The sequence below is a fragment of the Streptomyces radicis genome (assembly GCF_003626575.1).
GTDB classification, from domain to species: Bacteria; Actinomycetota; Actinomycetes; order Streptomycetales; family Streptomycetaceae; genus Streptomyces; species Streptomyces radicis.
Genome location: NZ_RBDY01000045.1, coordinates 20,027 through 39,260 on the forward strand (window position 1 = coordinate 20,027; position 19,234 = coordinate 39,260).

The window sequence follows — 19,234 nt, forward strand, 5'->3', positions numbered from 1 at the left end:
CCCGGCGCCGCGCGGTCAGCCCGCCAGCCACTCCTCCACCGCTTCGGCGGCGGCGTCGGCGTGCGCCTCCATCATCGTGAAGTGGTCGCCCGGCACGTCGACGGCCCGGTGCGGGTGCTTCCAGGTGGCCCGCCACGGCTCGCCCGTCGGCAGCCCGGCGAGCGGCGTGCTCGAGCGCACCAGGAGCGTCGGCGCCGAGACCGGGGACGGCGTCCAGTCGAAGCTCATGTAGCGGCCCATCGCGGTGAGCCACGCGTCGTCCTCGCCGCCGAGCACGCGGTCCCCGCGGTCCTGGAGGCCGCGGATGACGGCGGGGATGAGGCGTTCGAGCAGCTCGGTCTCGTCGGGCGGGTAGCTGTCGAGCAGGACGACCCGGTCGGGCGCGGTGCCGCGGGCCTGGAGCTCCTCGGCCACGGCGTGGGCGACGAAGCCGCCCGATGAGTAGCCGACCAGCGCGAACGGCGTCCCGTCGGCGAGCCGCAGCGCCGTTTCCGCGTGGGCGCGGGCCAGGGCCTCGGGCGTGGCGGCGACGGGCTCGCCCGCGCGGAAGCCCGGGTGGGGCAGCGCGATGACGGTGCGCCTGCCGCGCAGGGCGGCGGCGAACCGCGCGTACTGGTGGGGCCCCGAGACGCCGATGATCGGCGGGAGGCACAGCAGCAGCGGCCCTTCGTGGTCGCCGCCCGCGAGCCGCACGCCCGCGGCGCCGTCGGGCGGGGTGGCGTGGGGCGGGGTGGCGTGGGGCGGGGTGGCGTCGAAGGCGGGCCTGAAGCGGGAGAGCGCGTCCATGGAGGCGACGAACTCCCTGATCTCGCCGCGTTCGACGGCCCCCCGGAACAGCGGAAGCAGACTGCCGCCGCCCGTGCCGCCCGGTGCGGTTCCGGTGGGCGCGGCGTCGGGGGCGCCGAGGGATTCGGCGAGCTCGGCGTGCAGCCGCTCGGCGAGGTCGGCGGGGGTGGGGTGGTCGAAGACGAGGGTGGGCGGCAGGGTGAGCCCGGTGGCGGTGGAGAGCCGGTTGCGCAGCTCGACGGAGGTGAGCGAGTCGAAGCCGAGGTCGCCGAAGCCCGCCGCCGGGTCGACCGCGTCGGCCGCCCCGTGGCCGAGCACGGTGGCGGTCTGCTCGCGCACCAACGCGCCGAGCGCGGCGAGCCGTTCGCCCTCGGGCAGGGCCGCGACGCGCTGCCGCACGCCGGGGTCGACGGCGGTGAGGGTCGCCCGGCGCACCGAGGGCCGCACGAGGCCGCGGAAGAGTCCGGGCACGGGGACGCCCGCGGCCTCGGCCTGGGCGGCGAGCGCGTCGAGGTCGAGGCGCACGGGGACGAGCACGGGGCGTTCGGGGTGGGCCAGGGCGAGGTCGAGCAGCTCGAGGCCCGCCGCCGCGCTGAGCGGCACGACGCCGCCCCTGGCCATGCGGCGCAGGTCGGTCTCGGTGAGGTCGGTCATGGTGCTCGCGGGGGCCCAGGTGCCCCAGGCCAGGGAGGTGGCGGGCCTGCCCTGGGACCTTCTGCGGGTGGCGAGGGCGTCGAGGAACGCGTTGGCCGCGGCGTAGTTGGCCTGGCCGAGGCCGCCGAACGTGCCGGAGGCGGAGGAGAAGAGGACGAACGCCCTCAGGTCGTGGCCCTCGGTGAGCTGGTCGAGGTGGACGGCGGCGTCGACCTTGGGCCGCAGCACGCGCGTGAGCTGGTCGGGGGTCAGGGAGACGGCGAGGCCGTCGTCGAGGACGCCCGCGGCGTGGACGACGGCGGTGAGCGGGTGCTCGGGCGGGATGCCGTCGATGAGCCTGGCCAGGGCGTCCCGGTCGGCGACGTCGCAGGCCGCGGTGGTGACTGCGGCGCCGAGCGCGGCCATCTCGGCGGCGAACTCGGCGGCCCCTTCGGCCCGTTCACCGGCGCGGCTGACCAGCAGCAGATGGGTGGTGCCGCGGTGGGTGACGAGGTGGCGGGCGACCAGGCGGCCGAGGGTGCCGGTGCCGCCGGTGACGAGGGCGGTGCCGGGCAGCGCGAGGGCGGCCTCCGGCGTCTCGCCCCGCGTCTCGTCCGGTTGCGGGGCCGGTTGCGCGGCCTGCACCGTGGCCAGGCGCGGGGCGTGGGCGGTGCCGCCGCGGAGCGCGAGCTGCGGCTCGTCGGCGAGGGCGAGCGCGGCGGCGACGTCGCGCCAGGGCACGGGATCGCCGGGGGCCGCGGGGTCGCCGGGGGCCGGGATGTCGGAGCCCGCGATGTCGAGCAGGGCCAGCCGCCCCGGGTTCTCCGACTGGGCCGAGCGCGCCAGGCCCCAGAGGGCGGCGGCGGCCGGGTCGACGGGCGCGTCGCCGGGTCCGGCTCCGCCGCGGGTGAGCAACGCGAGCCGCGTGGTGGCCAGTTGGCCGTCGGCGAGCAGGTCGCGCACCAGGGCGAGGGTCTCCCCCGCCGCCGCGTGGGTGCGGCGGACGAGGTCGTCGGGCCCCGACGTCGGCCCTCCCGCGAGGGCGAGGACCAGCTCGGGGGCGGGGGTGCCCGAGGCGACGGCCGCGGCGAGCTCGGCCAGGTCGCGATAGGCGTCGACGGGCACGCCGACGCCCTGGAGGCCCTCGGCGAGCGCGATGTCGCCGAGCGCCGCCCAGCGCCCCGCGGGCACGCTCGGCACGGGGCCGCGCGGCAGCGGCGTCCAGGCCGTCTCGTACAGCCAGTCGTGGGCGGCGTCGGTCCGTTCGGCGGCCCGCCGCACGGCGGCCACGTCGACGGGCCTGGTGACCAGGGCGTCCGCGGTGAGCACGGGCCGCCCCGCGGCGTCGGCGAGGGTGACGGCGAACGCGTCGCCCCCGCGGTCGGCGAGCCGCACGCGCAGGGTCGCGGCGCCGACGGCGCGCAGGGCGACGCCGGTCCAGGAGAACGGCAGCCGCACCTCCGCCTCGGCGCGGCCGACGGCGGCGGCGTGCAGGGCGGCGTCGAGCGCGGCGGGGTGGAGGCCGTAACGCTCCGCCTCGCCCCGGCGTTTGTCGTCGAGCCGCACCTCGGCGAACGTCTCGGCGCCGCGCCGCCAGACGGCGGCCAGGCCGCGGAACGCGGGCCCGTAGTCGTATCCGGCCTCGGCGAGCCGCTCGTAGGCGCCGTCGAGGGCGACGGGCTCGGCGCCCTCGGGCGGCCAGACGGCGAACGCGTCGTCGGGGCCCGCGCCGCCCTGGGCGTCGGCCGGGGTGTCGGTGGCCGGTGCCAGGACGCCGTCGGCGTGCCGGAGCCAGGGCTCGTCGTCGGAGCGGCGGGTGTGGATGCCGAGGGCGCGGCGGCCCGTCGCGTCGGCGGGGTCGGCGACGACGCGGAGTTGGACGCCGCCGCGCTCGGGCAGCACGAGGGGGGTGTGCAGGGTGAGCTCGTCGACGCGCTCGGCGCCGGTGGCGGCGCCCGCGCGCAGCGCGAGCTCCAGCATCCCGGCGCCGGGCAGCAGGACCGTTCCGGCGACGGCGTGGTCGGCCAGCCAGGGCTCGTCGCGCACGGCGAGCCGCCCGGTGAGGACCAGCGAGCCGTCGGGGAGGTCCACGCGGGCGCCGAGGAGCGGGTGTTCGGCCGCGTCGGCGCCCGCGGCGGTCAGGTCGCCGCTGCCGCGCCCCGGCTCGAGCCAGAAGCGTTCGCCCTGCCAGGCGTAGGTGGGCACGTCGACGCGGCGGCCGCCGGGCGCGGCGGCGCGCAGGTCGAGCCCCACGCCGTGCGCGTGGGCCTCGGCGACGCCCGCGAGGAAGCGGTCGAGGCCGCCGTCGCCGCGCCGCAGCGAGCCGAGTGCGACGGCCTCGCGGCCGAGGGAGGCCGCGATCTCCTGGAGGTTGAGGCCGAGGGCGGGGTGGGGGCTCATCTCGATGAACGTGTGGTGTCCCGCGGCCATGAGCGTGGCGGCCGCGCGGTCGAAGCGGACGGCCTGCCGCAGGTTGGCGAACCAGTAGGCGGCGTCGAGGCCCGCGGTGTCGGTGATCTCGCCGGTGACGGACGAGCAGAACGGCACGTCGGAGGGCCTGGGCTCGATCCCGGCGAAGGCGGTGTCCATGTCGTGGCGCAGCACCTCGACGTGCGGGGAGTGGCCCGCGACGGTGACGGCGACGCGGCGGGCCTTGGCGCCGTCGGCGGCCAGCTCCGCGAGCAGTCCTTCGACGGCGGCGGGGTCGCCCGAGACGACGGTGGTGCAGGGGCTGTTGACGGCGGCGATGGACAGCCGCCCCTGCCAGGGGGCGAGCCGGGGCTCGATCTCCTCGGGGGGCAGCAGGACCGAGCCCATGGCGCCGGTGCCCGCGAGCCGCTGGTACGCCTGGCTGCGCAGGGCGGCCATGCGGGCGGCCTCGTCGAGGGTGAGGGCGCCCGCGACGTGGGCGGCGGCGATCTCGCCCTGGCTGTGGCCGAGCACGGCGGCCGGGCGCACGCCGTGGGCGCGCCACAGCGCGTCGACGCAGACCATGACGGTGAACAGGGCGGGCTGGACGACGTCGAGCCGTTCCAGGGACGGCGCGTCGGGCCCGCCGCGGAGGGCGGCCTCGAGGGACCAGTCGAGATAGGGCTCGAACGCCTTGCGGCACTCGGCGAAGCGTTCGGCGAACGCGGGTGCGGTGTCGAGGAGTTCGGCGGCCATGCCGGGCCATTGGGAGCCCTGGCCCGGGAAGACGAACACGGGTTTGACCGGCTCGTCGGGCGCGGTGCCGAGGGCGGCCGCCGGGTGGGCGCGGCCCTCGGCGACGGCGGTGAGCGCCTCGGCGAGCGCCTCGGGGTGGCGGCCTGTGACGGCGGCGCGCCGGGCGAACGTGGCGCGGCCCGCGGCGAGCGAGTGGGCGATGTCGAGGGGGCGCGTTCCGCCGTTCCGCAGGTGGGCGGCGAGGGTGGCGGCCTGGGCGCGCAGGGCGGGCTCGGTCCGCGCGGAGACGGGCAGCACGACGACGGGCGCCTCGCCTTCGGGCGCCCCGCCTTCGAGCTCGCGTCCTTCGGGCTCGGGCGCTTCCGGCTCGGGGGCGCGGTCCCGCGGGTCCGGCTCCTCGAGCAGGACATGCGCGTTGGTGCCGCTGACGCCGAACGACGAGACGCCCGCGCGCCGGGCCCTTCCCGTCTCGGGCCAGGGCGTCGCGGTGGCGAGGAGGGAGACGGCGCCGCGTGACCAGTCGACGTGCGGCGTGGGCTCCTTGAGGTGCAGGGTGGCCGGGAGGGTGCCATGGCGCAGGGCGAGCACCATCTTGATGACGCCCGCGACCCCGGCGGCGGCCTGGCTGTGGCCGAGGTTGGACTTCGACGAGCCGAGCCACAGCGGGCGTTCGGGCGCGCGGTCCCGGCCGTAGACGGAGATGACGGCCTGGGCCTCGATGGGGTCACCGAGCGTGGTGCCCGTGCCATGGGCCTCGACGGCGTCGATGTCCCCGGGGCGCAGCCCGGCGTCGGTCAACGCGGCCCGGATGACGCGCTGTTGGGAGGGCCCGTTGGGCGCGGTGAGGCCGTTGGACGCCCCGTCCTGGTTGACGGCGGAGCCACGGACGACGGCGAGCACGGGGTGCCCGTTGCGGCGGGCGTCGGAGAGGCGTTCCACGACGAGGACGCCGACGCCCTCGGAGAAGCCGGTGCCGTCGGCGGACGCGTCGAACGGCTTGCAGCGGCCGTCCTCGGCGAGCCCGCGCTGCTTGGACATGGCGACGAACGGCGTGGGCGAGGGCATGACCATGACGCCACCGGCGAGGGCGAGGGAGCACTCGTCGGCACGCAGGGCGCGGCAGGCGAGGTGGAGCGCGGTGAGGGAGGCGGAGCAGGCGGTGTCGACGGTGAGGGAGGGGCCTTCGAGGCCGAGGACGTAGGACAGGCGGCCCGAGATGACGCTGCCGGTGTTGCCGGTCATGAGGTAGCCCTCGACGCCGTCGGGCAGCTCGGCGGTGTCGGCGCCGTAGTCCTGGGTCGCGGCGCCGACGAAGACGCCGGAGTCGCTGCCGCGCAGCGAGGTGGGGGCGATGCCCGCGCGCTCGACGGCCTCCCAGGCGACCTCGAGGAGCTGCCGCTGCTGGGGGTCCATGGCCAGGGCCTCGCGGGGGTTGATCCCGAAGAACGCGGCGTCGAACAGGTCGGCGCCGGTGAGGAAGCCGCCCTCCCTGGTGTAGGCGGTGCCGGGGTGTTCGGGGTCGGGGTGGTAGAGGGCGTCGAGGTCCCAGCCGCGGTCCTCGGGGAACGGGCCGATGCCGTCGCCCTCGTCGGCGAGCAGCCGCCACAGGTCCTCGGGGGAACGGACGCCGCCGGGGTAGCGGCAGGCCATGCCGACGATGGCGATGGGCTCGTCGGTGGCGCGGCGGGGCGCGGCGGCGCGGGGGAGGTGTGGGCCGGGGGCGGCGGTGAACGCGGCGGCTTCGGTGGCCTCGGCTGCCTCGGCTGCGAGGTGCGCGGCGGCGGCGCGCGCGGTGGGGTGGTCGAACACGAGGCTGGCGGGCAGGTCGACGCCGGTGGCGGCGACGAGGCTGTTGCGCAGCTCGACGGCGGTGAGGGAGGTGAAGCCCAGGTCGCTGAACGCCGCGTCGGCCTCGACGGTGTCCGGGTCGGCGTGGCCGAGGACGGCGGCGATGTGGCGGCGCAGCAGGTCGAGGGCGGCGGCCTGCCGCGCGTCGGGGTCGAGACCGGCGAAGGGGTCGGCGGGCTGGTCGTGTGGGGCGTTGCCCTGTGTGGCGTTGTCCCGCGCGGCCGCGGGGGCGGCGCCGGTGGTGGTGAGCCCGGCGTCGAGCCAGTAGCGGTCGTGCGTGAACGCGTAGGTGGGCAGCGGCACGCGGCGCGGCGCGAGCCCCGCGTGGAACGCCGCCAGGTCCGGCGTCCGGCCCGCGGTGTGCAGCCGGGCGAGTGCGGTGGTGACGTCGGTGACCGGGTCGCCGTCGGCCAGGACGGTCGGCACGAACGTCGGCGCGAGCCCGCCCTCGGCGTCCGGCGGGAGGCAGGCCTGACCCATGCCGGAGAGCACGCCGTCGGGGCCGACCTCCAGGTGGGTGGTGACGCCGTGGGCGTGCAAGGCGGCGATGGCGTCGGCGAAGCGCACGGTGCCGCGCATGTGCCGCACCCAGTGGTCGGGGTCGGCCAGGAGCGCGGGGTCGGCGAGGGCGCCGGTGGCGTCGGAGACGAGGGGGATCGTGGGCGCGTGGTGGGTGACGCCGCGCGCGACGGCCGCGAACTCCTCGAGCACGCCCGCCAGATGGGGCGAGTGGAAGGCGTGGCTGACCTTGAGCGCGGTGGTCTTGCGGCCCCGTTCGCGCCAGGCGTCCGCGATGCGACCGACCTCCTCGGCGTCGCCCGAGACCACGACGGAGGTGGGGCCGTTGACGGCGGCGAGGGAGACGCGTTCCTCGTTGCCGGTGAGGAAGGGCGCGATCTCCGGCTCGCTCGCCTCGATCGCGGCCATCGCGCCGCCGCCCGGCGCGCTGGCCATGAGCCTGCCACGGGCGACGACGAGGGCGCACGCGTCGGGGAGCGTGAGCACCCCGGCGACATGGGCGGCGGTCAGGCCGCCGAGCGAGTGGCCGAGAACGGCGTCGGGGCGGACGCCCCACGAGGCGAGGAGGCGGGTCAGGGCGACCTCGAACGCGAACAGCGTGGGCTGCGCCAGGTCGGTCCCGTCGAGCGCGTCGGCGGGGTGGGTGCCGGGCGCGGCGGTGAGCGGGTCACGCAGCGGGCGGCCGAGCCGCGGCTCGATGTGGGCGGTGACCTCGTCGAGGGCGTCGGCGAAGGCGGGGAACGCCGCGGCGAGGGCGGCGCCCATGCCGGGCCACTGGCTGCCCTGCCCGGTGTAGAGGAACGCGAGCCTGCCGCGCCGCGCCCGCCCTGTCCACAGCCGAGGTGCGGGGTTTCCGGCGGCCAACGCCTCGCAGACGGCGAGGAGTTGGCCCCGGTCGCGGGCGACGAGCGCGGCGCGGTGCTCCATCGGGGAGCGGGTGGAGGCGAGCGAGTGGGCGATGTCGGCGAGGCGCTCGCCGGGCCTTGCGGCGAGGTGGTCGCGCAGCCGCCCCGCCTGGCCGCGCAGCGAGGCGGCGGAGCGGGCGGAGAGGAGGAACGCGAGGGGGCGGGGCGCCGCGTCGCCACCGTCCTGGTCGGTCTCGGGGGGCGTCGTCTCTGCGGGCGTCGTCTCGGCGGGCGCGGTCTCGGGGGCCTGTTCGAGGATGACATGGGCGTTGGTGCCGCTCACGCCGAACGACGAGACGCCCGCCCGGCGCGGCCCGGCGCCGCCGTCCCAGGGCGCGGGCTCGGTGAGGATCCGCAGGGCGCCGGAGTCCCAGTCGACGGCCGGGGTGGGCTCGTCGACGTGCAGGGTGGCGGGGAGGGTGCCATGGCGCAGGGCGAGCACCATCTTGATGACGCCCGCGACCCCGGCGGCGGCCTGGGTGTGGCCGAGGTTGGACTTCACCGAGCCGAGCCACAGCGGGCGTTGGGGCGCGCGGCCCTGTCCGTAGACGGCCTGGAGGGCCTGGGCCTCGATGGGGTCGCCGAGGGTGGTGCCCGTGCCATGGGCCTCGACGGCGTCGATGTCGGCGGCGGTCAGCCCCGCGTCGGCCAACGCGGCCCTGATGACCCGCTGTTGGGCGGGGCCGCTGGGCGCGGTGAGGCCGTTGGACGCCCCGTCCTGGTTGACGGCGGACCCGCGGACGACGGCGAGCACGGGGTGCCCGTTGCGGCGCGCGTCGGAGAGGCGTTCGACCAGGAGCACGCCGACGCCCTCGCCCCAGCCCGTGCCGTCGGCCGCGGCGGCGAACGCCTTGCAACGCCCGTCGGGCGCCAGGCCGCCCTGCTTGCCGAACTCGACGAACGCGGTCGGCGTGGCCATCACGGTCGCGCCGCCCGCGAGCGCGAGGTCGCACTCGCCGCGGCGCAGGGCCTGGGCGGCCAGGTGCAGCGTCACGAGGGACGCGGAGCACGCGGTGTCGACGGTCACGGCAGGGCCCTGGAGCCCGAAGGTGTAGGCGAGCCGCCCGGAGACGACGCTGGCGGCCGTTCCTGTGATGAGGAAGCCCTCGACGCCGTCGAGCGCGCCGGAGTAAAGCGCCGCGTAGTCCTGGCCGTTGGTGCCCATGAAGACACCGGTGGCGCTGCCGCGCAGCGTGGCCGGGTCGATGCCCGCGCGCTCGAACGCCTCCCACGAGGTCTCCAGCAGCAGCCGCTGCTGCGGGTCCATGGCCAGGGCCTCGCGCGGGCTGATGCCGAAGAACGCCGGGTCGAACGCGCCCGGTTCGCTCAGGAATCCGCCGCGCGCGGCGGCGCTGCCTCCCGTGTCGGGTCCCGTGAGCGCGTCGAGGTCCCAGCCGCGGTCGTCGGGGAACGGCACGAGGGCGTCCTCGCCCGCGGCCAGCAGCCGCCACAGCTCGTCGGGCGAGGCGACGCCGCCGGGAAAGCGGCAGCCCATGGCGACGATGGCGATGGGCTCATGGGCGGCGTCGGTCAACTCCCGGTTGAGCCGCCGGAGTTTCTTGTTCTCCTTGACGGAGGCGCGCAGTGCGGCGACGACGGTCGCCTCGGTGCCGGTCATGCTCGTTCCCCCGGGTTCCCTGTGTGGTGGGCCGTGTCGGTGTCGTGGCGGGTGGCGCCGTCGGTCTCGTCCTTGTCGCCGCCGTCGCCCGCCTCGGAGAGGACCAGGTGCACGAGGTCGTCCACGCTCATCGCGTCGACCTCGGCCAACTCGTCGGCCTCGTCGGTCTCTTCGGGCGCGTCGGTCTCGCTGGCCCGGGCGGCCGGGGCGGAGGACGCGCCGTGTTCGGCGGCGAGGCCGAGCAGCGCGTCGTAGAGTCCTGACTCCTTGAGCCTGAGCAGCGGGATGCGGCTGATGAGCGCGACGACATCGTCCGCGCCGCCGCCCGTGAACGCCCCGTCGGCGGCGCCCAGTTCGGCGAGCAGATGGGTGGTGAGGTCCGCGATGGTGGGGTGGTCGAAGGCGAGCGTGGTGGGGAGCGGCAGCCCGGTGGCCACGCCGAGCCGGTTGCGCAGGTCGACGGCGGTGAGCGAGTCGAACCCCAGGTCGCGGAAGGCCCGCGTCTCGTCCACGGTGTCGGGCGAGGCGTGCCGAAGGACGGCGGCCACCTGTTCGCGCACCAACTCCCCGACGATCTCGCGCCGTTCGTCCCCGCCGCGCCCGGCGAGCCGGGTGGCGAGCGCGGGCCCCCGCGGGGTGTCGGCCGCGGGGGCGGGGCGCGCCTCGGGCAGGTCGTCGAACAGGGTGGTGGGCCGGACGGCGCGCAGCGCGGGCGCGAAGGTCTCCCATGCGATGGCGGCGACGCCGACGGCGGCTGGCCCCGATGCGCTGCTGGACTCCAGGGCGGTGGCCAGCGCGGCCACGGCCCGCCCCGGGTCCATGGGTTCGACGCCGCGCTGCCTGAGCCGTTCGCCGACGTCCCCGGTGGCGAGTCCGGCGTCGGCCCAGGCGCCCCAGGCGAGCGACGTGGCGGGCAGGCCATCGGCGCGGCGGCGCTCGGCGAGGGCGTCGAGGAACGCGTTGGCGGCGGCGTAGTTGCCCTGGCCGACGTTGCCGACGACCCCGGCGAACGAGGAGAACAGCACGAACGCCGACAGGTCGAGGCCCGCGGTGAGTTCGTGGAGATGGCTGGCGGCGTCGACCTTGGGCCGTGCCACGGCGGCGAACCGCTCGGGGGTGAGGTCACCGAGCGCCCCGTCGTCGAGCACGCCCGCGGTGTGGAAGACGGCGGTGATGCCGGGGTGGGCGGCGAGGACGGCGGCGAGCGCGTCGCGGTCGGCGGCGTCGCAAGCGGCGATGGTCACCTCGGCGCCCGACGCCCGTAGCTCATCGGCCAGTTCGGCGGCCCCCTGCGCGCGTTCGCCGCTGCGGCTGAGCAGCAGCAGGTGTGCGGCGCCCTCGCGGGCCAGCCAGCGGGCCACATGTGCGCCGAGCGCGCCTGTGCCGCCGGTGATGAGGGCCGTGCCCTCGGGACGCCAGGGGCGGCGCCCGGTGGCCTGATGCGCGCGGTGCAGGCGGCGGGTGTGCAACGCCGGGCCGCGCAGGGCCAGTTGATCCTCGCCCTGCCCCGCGGCGCCGCCCAGGACGGCGCACAGCCGTTCCAGTGTGGGTGGTTCGGGCGGACCGGCGGGGAGGTCGATCAACCCGCGCCAGCGCTCGGGGTGTTCGAGGGCGGCGACCCGGCCGAGGCCCCACAGCCTGGCCTGCCACGGGTCGGGCGCGGCGTCCGTGGCGCCCGTGGTGACGGCGGCGCGGGTGAGGACCCACAGCGGGGCGTGCACGCCGACGTTCGCGAGGGCGCGGGGCAGGCCCGCGCTGGCCGGGAGGGGATCGCCGTCGGTGGCCAGGGCCAGCAGGGAGAGCACGCCCGCGATCTCCCGCGCCGGGGGAACGGCCTCGCCGGGGGCGGCGAGGGCGACATCGGCGCCCGCGCCCTTCAGCGCGTCGGCGACGGCGGCCATCGCGTCGTTCTCGATGACGCCCGAGGGGGTGAGGAGCAGCCAGGTGCCGTTGAGCCCGGGGGCGTGGCCCGCTGCGGGGTCGGGCAGGCGCTTCCACGCGACCCGGTACAGCCAGCCGTCGGCGTCGGGCGTGCCACGCCTTGGCGGGGCGGCGTCGAGCCAGTAGCGCTGGCGTTGGAAGGGGTAGGTGGGGACGTCGACGCGGCGGGCGCCGGTGAAGACCGTGTCCCAGTCGAGGGGGACGCCATGCGTCCAGGCTTCGGAGAGGGAGGCGAGGAAGCGGGCTCGGCCGCCCTCGTTCCGCCGCAACGAGCCGATGGCGACGGCGTCTTCGAGCCCCGGCACCAGAACGGGGTGCGCGCTGCACTCGATGAACACCCCGTGGCCCTGGGAGCGCGCGGCCTCGACGGCCTCGTCGAAACGGACGCGGCTGCGCAGGCTGTCGAACCAGTAGGCGGCGTCCAGCGTGGCCGTGTCCGCCCTGGTGCCGGTGACGGTGGAGTAGAGCGGCACGGTCGCGGTGCGGGGTGCCAGCTCGGCGAGGTCGGTCAGGATCCGCTCGCGGAGGCCATCGACCTGGGCTGAGTGGGAGGCGTAGTCCACGGGGATCCGCCGCGCCCTGATCCCCTCGGCCTCGCAGGCGGCCAGCAGTTCGTCCAACGCGCCCGGCTCACCCGAAACGACCGTGGCGCGGAGGCCGTTGACCGCCGCGACGGAGAGCCGCTCACCCCACGCGGCGATCCGGGACTCCACCTCGGCCACCGGCTCGGCCAGCGACACCATCCCGCCAAGCCCGGAGAGCGCCAGCAACGCCCTGCTCCGCAGAGCGACCACGCGCGCGCCATCCTCAAGAGACAGCGCCCCGGCCACACACGCGGCGGCGATCTCCCCCTGGGAATGCCCGATCACCGCAGCGGGCTCCACACCATGAGACCGCCACAACCCGGCCAACGACACCATCACCGCCCACAACACCGGCTGCACCACATCGACCCGCTCGAACCACCCGGCATCGCCCGACCGCAGCACCTCTTCGAGCGACCAGTCCACAAAGCCACCCAGCGCCGCCTCGCACTCCCCGATCAGCCCCGCGAACACCGGGGACTCGTCGAGGAGTTCGACCGCCATCCCCACCCACTGCGACCCCTGACCGGGGAAGAGGAACACCGGGCGATCCGCGCCCGGTGCGACGCGGCCCCTGATCTCGTCGGCCCCGAGGACCACCGCGCGGGATGCCAGCGCCGCGCGGCCCGACGCGAGCGACCAGCCCACGTCGTTGGATGCCACTCCCCCGCGCACGCGCCGCACCCAGGCGTCCACGGCGCCGTCGTCCGCGCCGGACACCGCCAACGGGACGGTGGAGGAGGGGACTTCGGGGCCCGATCCGGCGTTCTCCCGGGTGGGCGGGCCCTGTTCGATGACGACATGGGCGTTGGTGCCGCTCATGCCGAAGGAGGAGATGCCCGCACGACGGGGGCGCCCGGTGTCGGGCCACTCCCTTGCCTCGGTGAGCAGCCGGACCTGGCCCTGGTCCCAGTCGATGTGCGGCGATGGCTCGTCCACGTGCAGCGTGCGCGGCAGCACCCCGTGCCGCATCGCCTGCACCATCTTGATCACACCACCCACACCGGCCGCCGCCTGGGCATGCCCGATGTTCGACTTCAACGACCCCAACCACACAGGCCGTTCCGCGTCCCGACCCTGGCCATAGGTCGCCAGCAGCGCACCCGCCTCGATCGGATCACCCAGCGTCGTCCCCGTCCCATGCCCCTCCACCGCGTCCACATCGCCCACCGAAAGACCCGCGTGGGCCAACGCCGCCCGGATCACCCGTTCCTGCGAGGGTCCGTTCGGCGCGGTCAGACCGTTCGACGCGCCGTCCTGGTTCACGGCGCTGCCCCGCACCACCGCCAGCACCCGGTGCCCGTTGCGACGCGCGTCGGAGAGGCGTTCGAGCAGCAACACACCGACGCCCTCCGCCCATGCCGTTCCGTCGGCTGCGGCGGCGAAGGGCTTGCAGCGGCCGTCGGGGGCCAGGCCGCGCTGGCGGCTGAACTCCACGAAGAGACCCGGCGTGGCCATCACGGTGACGCCCCCGGCCAGGGCGAGCGAGCACTCGCCGTTCCGCAGCGACTGGGCCGCGAGGTGCAGGGCCACGAGCGACGACGAGCACGCCGTGTCCACCGTGACGGCGGGGCCTTCGAGGCCGAACGTGTAGGCGACCCGGCCCGTTGCCACGCTGCCCGCGCTGCCGCTGCCCAGGTAGCCCTCCAACCCCTGGGCCTCGTCCGGCAGTTCATGCAGGCGGGAGGCATAGTCGTGGTACATCACACCGGCGAAGACGCCGACGTCCTTGCCGCGCAGGGACATCGGGTCGAGGCCCGCCCGCTCGAACACCTCCCATGAGGTCTCGAGCAGCAGCCGCTGCTGCGGGTCCATCGCCAGGGCCTCGCGCGGCGAGATACCGAAGAGGCCGGGGTCGAACTCGGCGGCGTCGTACAGGAAGCCACCCTCGCGCACATAGGACGTGCCCGAGCGCTCGGGGTCGGGGTGGAAGAGCGCGTCCACGTCCCAGCCCCGGTCGGCCGGGAATCCGGACACGCCGTCCCCGCCATCGGCGACAAGGCTCCACAGGTCCTCGGGCGACGCGACGCCACCCGGGTAGCGGCAGCCCATGGCCACGATGGCGATCGGCTCGTCAACGGCGGTGGCCCGGCGGCGCGTTGAGGAGGCGGCGCGGGTGCCATGTGCCGGTCCCGCGTCGGTGAGGCGCCCGGCGACGAACGCGGCCAGGGCCTCGGGGGTGGGGTGGTCGAACACCAGGGTCGTGGGAAGGCGCAGGCCGGTGGCCGCGCCGAGGCGGTTGCGCAGATCGACGGCGGTCAGGGAGTCGAATCCGAGGTCCTTGAACGCCCGGTCTCCGGCGATCGATTGGGGCGCGGGGTGCTTGATGACCTGGCCGACCTGTGACCGGACGAGGTCGAGCACGGCACGGGCGCGTTCGGGCTCCGAGAGGTCGGCGAGCCGCTGCGCGAGCTCGCCGTCCGGGCGGGCGGCGGCGCCGCGCGGGATGGCGACGGGCGCCAAGCCCCTGAGCAGCGGAGGGAGTTCACCGGTCGCGGCAAGCTCCTGGAGGCCGGTACGGGAGAGCGCGACGGGGACGAGGCAGGCGCGGTCGCCGCCGAGCGCGGCGCTCAGCAGGGCGAGGCCCTGGGTGGTGGTGAGGGGCTTGAGACCGCCGCGCTCCATCCGCGCCAGATCCGCCTCGCCCAGGCCACCGGTCATCCCACTGCGCCGCTCCCACAGCCCCCACGCCAACGACACCCCCGGCAGACCCTCCACACGCCGAAGCCCCGCAAGCCCGTCCAACGCCGCGTTCGCCGCCGCATACGCCGACTGCCCCGCAGACCCCAGCACCCCGGCGGCCGACGAATACAACACAAAGGCAGCCAACGGCTGTTCACGCGTCAGCTCATGCAGATACCACGCACCATCCACCTTGGCCCGCAACACAGCGGCGAGCCGTTCGGGAGTCAGCGACTCCACCAGGCCGTCGTCGAGCACACCGGCCAGGTGAACGACGGCCGTGAGGGGGCGTTCCACCTCGGCCAACAGCCCGGCGAGCGCCGCACGATCCCCCACATCACACGCCACCACCCGCACCGAGGCACCCAACGCCCCCAGCCCCGCCACCAACTCCCCCACACCCTCGGCCTCCTGGCCACGCCGCGACACCAACAACAGATGACGCACACCATGCCCGACCACCAGATGCCGCGCCGCCTCCCCACCCAACGCCCCCGTACCACCCGTGATCAACACCAGACCCTCGGGATCCAGGGCCACATCGGCGGCCGGGAGATCACGCACCCGTTCGAGGCACGGCACATACAACCGCCCCTCCCGCCAGGCCAGTTGAGGCTCACCCGACGCCAACACCTTCCCCAACACCTCACCGGACGGCACCCCCTCACCCGACGCCAGCAACACCAGACGCCCCGGATGCTCCAACTGCGCCGACCGCACCAACCCCCACACAGCCCCAGCCACCGGATCACCGGACACCTCACCCGTGACCACCACCAAACGACCCCCACCCGCAAGCGCCTCACGCACCACCCCCAGCGCACGCACCACCACCTCATGCACCGCGCCCACGGGATCGCCGTCGTCGGCGGGACGCAGCTCGACGATCGTCGCGTCCGCGTCGCCCTGGCTCTCGGAGTCCGCCGGGTCGAGGGGGCGCCAGACGATCTCGTGGAGTGCCTGGTGGCGGTGGCGGGACGCGGCGCGCAGGCTCTCGGCGTTGATCGGGCGGGTGAGCAGGGCGTCAACGGTGATGACCGGCGTGCCGGTGGCGTCGGCGACGGCCAGCGCGACGGAGTCGCCCGCGTGGTAGGTGATGCGGACGCGCAGGCTGGAGGGCCCGGCCGCGTGAAGGGTGACGCCCTGCCAGGAGAACGGCAGGCGCGCCTGGTCGGGGTGCTCGACGGGGCCGAGGCCGACGGCGTGGAGGGCGGCGTCAAGCAACGCCGGGTGCACGCCGTAGGCGTCGGCCTCGCCGCGCAGCTCCTCGGCCAACTCGACCTCGGCGAACAGCTCGTCGCCGCGCCGCCAGGCCCGCCGCACGCCACGGAACAGCGGCCCGTAGTGCAGACCGAGCGCGGCCGCCCGCTCGTACAGGCCCTCAAGTGCGAGGGGATCGGCGCCGGTTGGGGGCCAGTGCGCGAGGTCGTCGACGCCCTGGGGCTCGTTGCGCGCGGGGCCGACGAGGCCGGTGGCGTGGCGGGTCCAGCCGTCGGGCCCGTTCTCCTCGGGCAGGCGCGAGTGGAGGGTGAGGTCGCGGCGGCCCTGGGCGTCGGGGGCGCCGAGCTCGACCTGAAGGCGCAGATCGCCGCGTTCGGGCAGGACGAGCGGGGCTTCGAGGGTCAGCTCGTCGACGGTCTCGCAACCGGCCTCGTGGGCGGCCCGCAGGGCCAGTTCGAGGAGGCCGGTGCCGGGCAGCAGGACGACGTCGTTGACCGCGTGGTCGGCGAGCCAGGGCTGGGCGCCGCGCGAGAGGCGCCCGGTGAAGAGGAAGCCGTCGGACTGGGCGAGGCCGGTCCAGGCGCCGAGCAGCGGGTGACCGGTGCCGTCGAGGCCACCCCCGACGGGCGCGGATCCCTCGGCGCTGAGCCAGTAGCGCTGGCGCTGGAACGGGTAGGTCGGCACATCGACCGGGCGGCCACCGGCGAACACCGTGTCCCAGGCGACGGGCACGCCCCTGACCCAGCCCTCGGCGAGGGAGGTGAGAAGGCGCTGGAGGCCGCCCTCGTTCCGCCGCAACGAGCCGATGGCGACGGCGTCTTCGAGCCCCGGCACCAGAACGGGGTGCGCGCTGCACTCGACGAACACACCATGACCCGCCGAACGAGCCGCCTCCACCGCCTCGTCGAACCGCACCCGACCACGCAGACTCTCGAACCAATACCCCGCGTCCAGACCCGACGTGTCCAACTCCCCACCCGACACCGTCGAATAGAACGGCACCCCGCCGGGACGCGGCTCAACACCCGCAAGATCCACCAGAATCCGCTCACGCAAGCCATCCACCTGCGCGGAGTGCGACGCGTAGTCAACGGGAATGCGGCGGGCCCGCACCCCCTCCGCCTCGCACGCCGCCAGCAGCTCGTCCAACGCCCCCGGCTCACCCGACACCACCGTGGCGCGCGGGCCGTTGACCGCCGCCACGGACAAACGCTCACCCCACGCGGCGATCCGGGGCTCCACCCCCGCCACCGGCTCGGCCAGCGACACCATCCCCCCAAGCCCGGAGAGCGCCAGCAACGCCCTGCTCCGCAACGCCACCACCCGCGCGCCATCCTCAAGAGACAACGCCCCCGCCACACACGCCGCGGCGATCTCCCCCTGGGAATGCCCGATCACCGCAGCGGGCTCCACACCGTGCGACCGCCACAACCCGGCCAACGACACCATCACCGCCCACAACACCGGCTGCACCACATCCACCCGCCCCAACCACGTGGCGTCGCCCGACCGCAGCACCTCTTCGAGCGACCAGTCCACAAACCCACCCAGCGCCGCCTCACACTCCCCGATCAGCCCCGCGAACACCGGTGACTCGTCGAGGAGTTCGACCGCCATCCCCACCCACTGCGACCCCTGCCCGGGGAACACGAACACCGGACGCCCCGCCCCCGGTACCACCGAGCCGACCACCGAATCCGAGCCGAGCAGCACGGCGCGTTGGCCGAACGGGGAGCGCCCGGCGGCCAGGGTGAACGCCGCGTCGCCGAGGGGGAGTTCGGGGTGGGCGGCGAGATGGGCGCGGAGGCGTTCGGTCTGGGCGCGCAGGGCGGGCGCGCTCTTCGCGGACAGGATCAGGGGCACGACGGGCAGTTGTGCCGCCTCGCCGGGCCCGTCGTCCGGCGCGGCCTGTTCGAGCACGATGTGCGCGTTGGTGCCGCTGACGCCGAAGGACGAGACGGCGGCCCTGCGGGGGCGATCGTCGGCGGTGGGCCATTCCCTGGCCTCGCTGAGTAGCCGGACCGCGCCCGTGGCCCAGTCGACGTGGGTGGTGGGGGTGTCGGCGTGCAGGGTCCTCGGGAGCGTGCCGTTCCGCATGGCCTGGATCGTCTTGATGACGCCCGCGACGCCGGACGCGGCCTGGGTGTGGCCGATGTTGGACTTCAACGACCCCAGCCACAGCGGCCGTTCGGCGTCCCGGTCGCGTCCGTAGGTGGCGAGGAGCGCGCGGGCCTCGATGGGGTCGCCGAGGGTCGTTCCGGTGCCGTGTGCCTCGACCGCGTCCACGTCGGCGGGGGTCAGGCCCGCGGCGTCGAGGGCGGCGTCGATGACGCGCTGCTGGGCGGGGCCCCTGGGCACGGTGAGGCCGCTGCTCGCGCCGTCCTGGTTCACGGCTGAGCCGCGCACCACCGCCAGCACGCGGTGCCCGTTGCGGCGGGCCTCGGAGAGGCGTTCGAGCAGCAGCACGCCGACACCCTCGCCCCAGCCCGTGCCGTCGGCGTCCGCGCCGAAGGCCTTGCACCGCCCGTCGGGCGCGAGGCCGCGCTGCTTGCTGAACTCCACGAACATGCCGGGCGTCGACATCACGGTCACGCCGCCCGCGAGCGCCATCGTGCACTCGCGCTTGCGGAGGGCCTGGCAGGCCAGGTGGATGGCGACCAGGGAGGACGAGCACGCGGTGTCGACCGTGACGGCCGGGCCTTCGAAGCCGAACGTGTAGGCGACGCGGCCCGTTGCGACGCTGCCCGACCTGCCGTTGCCGAGGTAGCCCTCCAACTCGGGCGGTGTGGCGGGGAGATCGGTGGCGTAGTCGCTGTAGGCGACGCCCGCGAAGACGCCGACCGCCTCGCCGTGGAGGGAGTCGGGGCGGATCCCGGCGCGTTCGACGGCCTCCCACGAGGTCTCGAGGAGCAGCCGCTGCTGGGGGTCCATGGCCAGGGCCTCGCGCGCGGAGATCCCGAAGAACTCGGCGTCGAAGTCGCCGACGTCGGTGAGGAATCCGCCGGAGCGGGTGTAGGAGGTGCCGGGGGTGTCGGGGTCGGGGTCGTAGAGGCCGTCCACGTCCCAGCCCCGGTCGGCCGGGAACTCCCCTATGGCATCGATCTCTTGGGCGACAAGGCGCCACAACTCCTCGGGTGTGCGCACCCCGCCGGGGTAGCGGCAGGCCATGCCGACGACGGCGATGGGTTCCCGGTCCGCGGTCCGGACGTCGTGCAGCTTCTCGCGGGTGTGACGCAGGTCGGTGGTGACCAGCTTCAGATAGTCGCGGAGCTTCTGTTCGTTCGACATCTGTCCTCTTCGGGCGGGTGGGGCAGGTGCGGGGCGGCGGGGGT

1 protein-coding gene and 1 pseudogene are annotated in these 19,234 nt (G+C 75.7%); both read right to left on the reverse strand.

Annotation, left to right across the window (positions count from 1 at the left end; translation table 11 throughout):
- Nucleotides 1–39 precede the first annotated feature (39 nt).
- Nucleotides 40–9,474: pseudogene (locus D7318_RS30905) on the reverse strand (type I polyketide synthase); the annotation flags it as partial.
- The gene (locus tag D7318_RS30910) at nt 9,471–19,190 is read right to left on the reverse strand and encodes a type I polyketide synthase (RefSeq protein WP_120700569.1); all 9,720 of its coding nucleotides are present in this window, start codon (nt 19,188–19,190) and stop codon (nt 9,471–9,473) included. The pseudogene D7318_RS30905 and the gene D7318_RS30910, both read right to left, overlap by 4 nt.
- Between the last annotated feature and the right edge of the window lie 44 nt (nt 19,191–19,234).

What these genes read in the sequence shown, in the direction of transcription:
- D7318_RS30910 (WP_120700569.1), bottom strand. Translation starts at nt 19,190, where the DNA reads ATGTCGAACGAACAGAAGCTCCGCGACTATCTGAAGCTGGTCACCACC.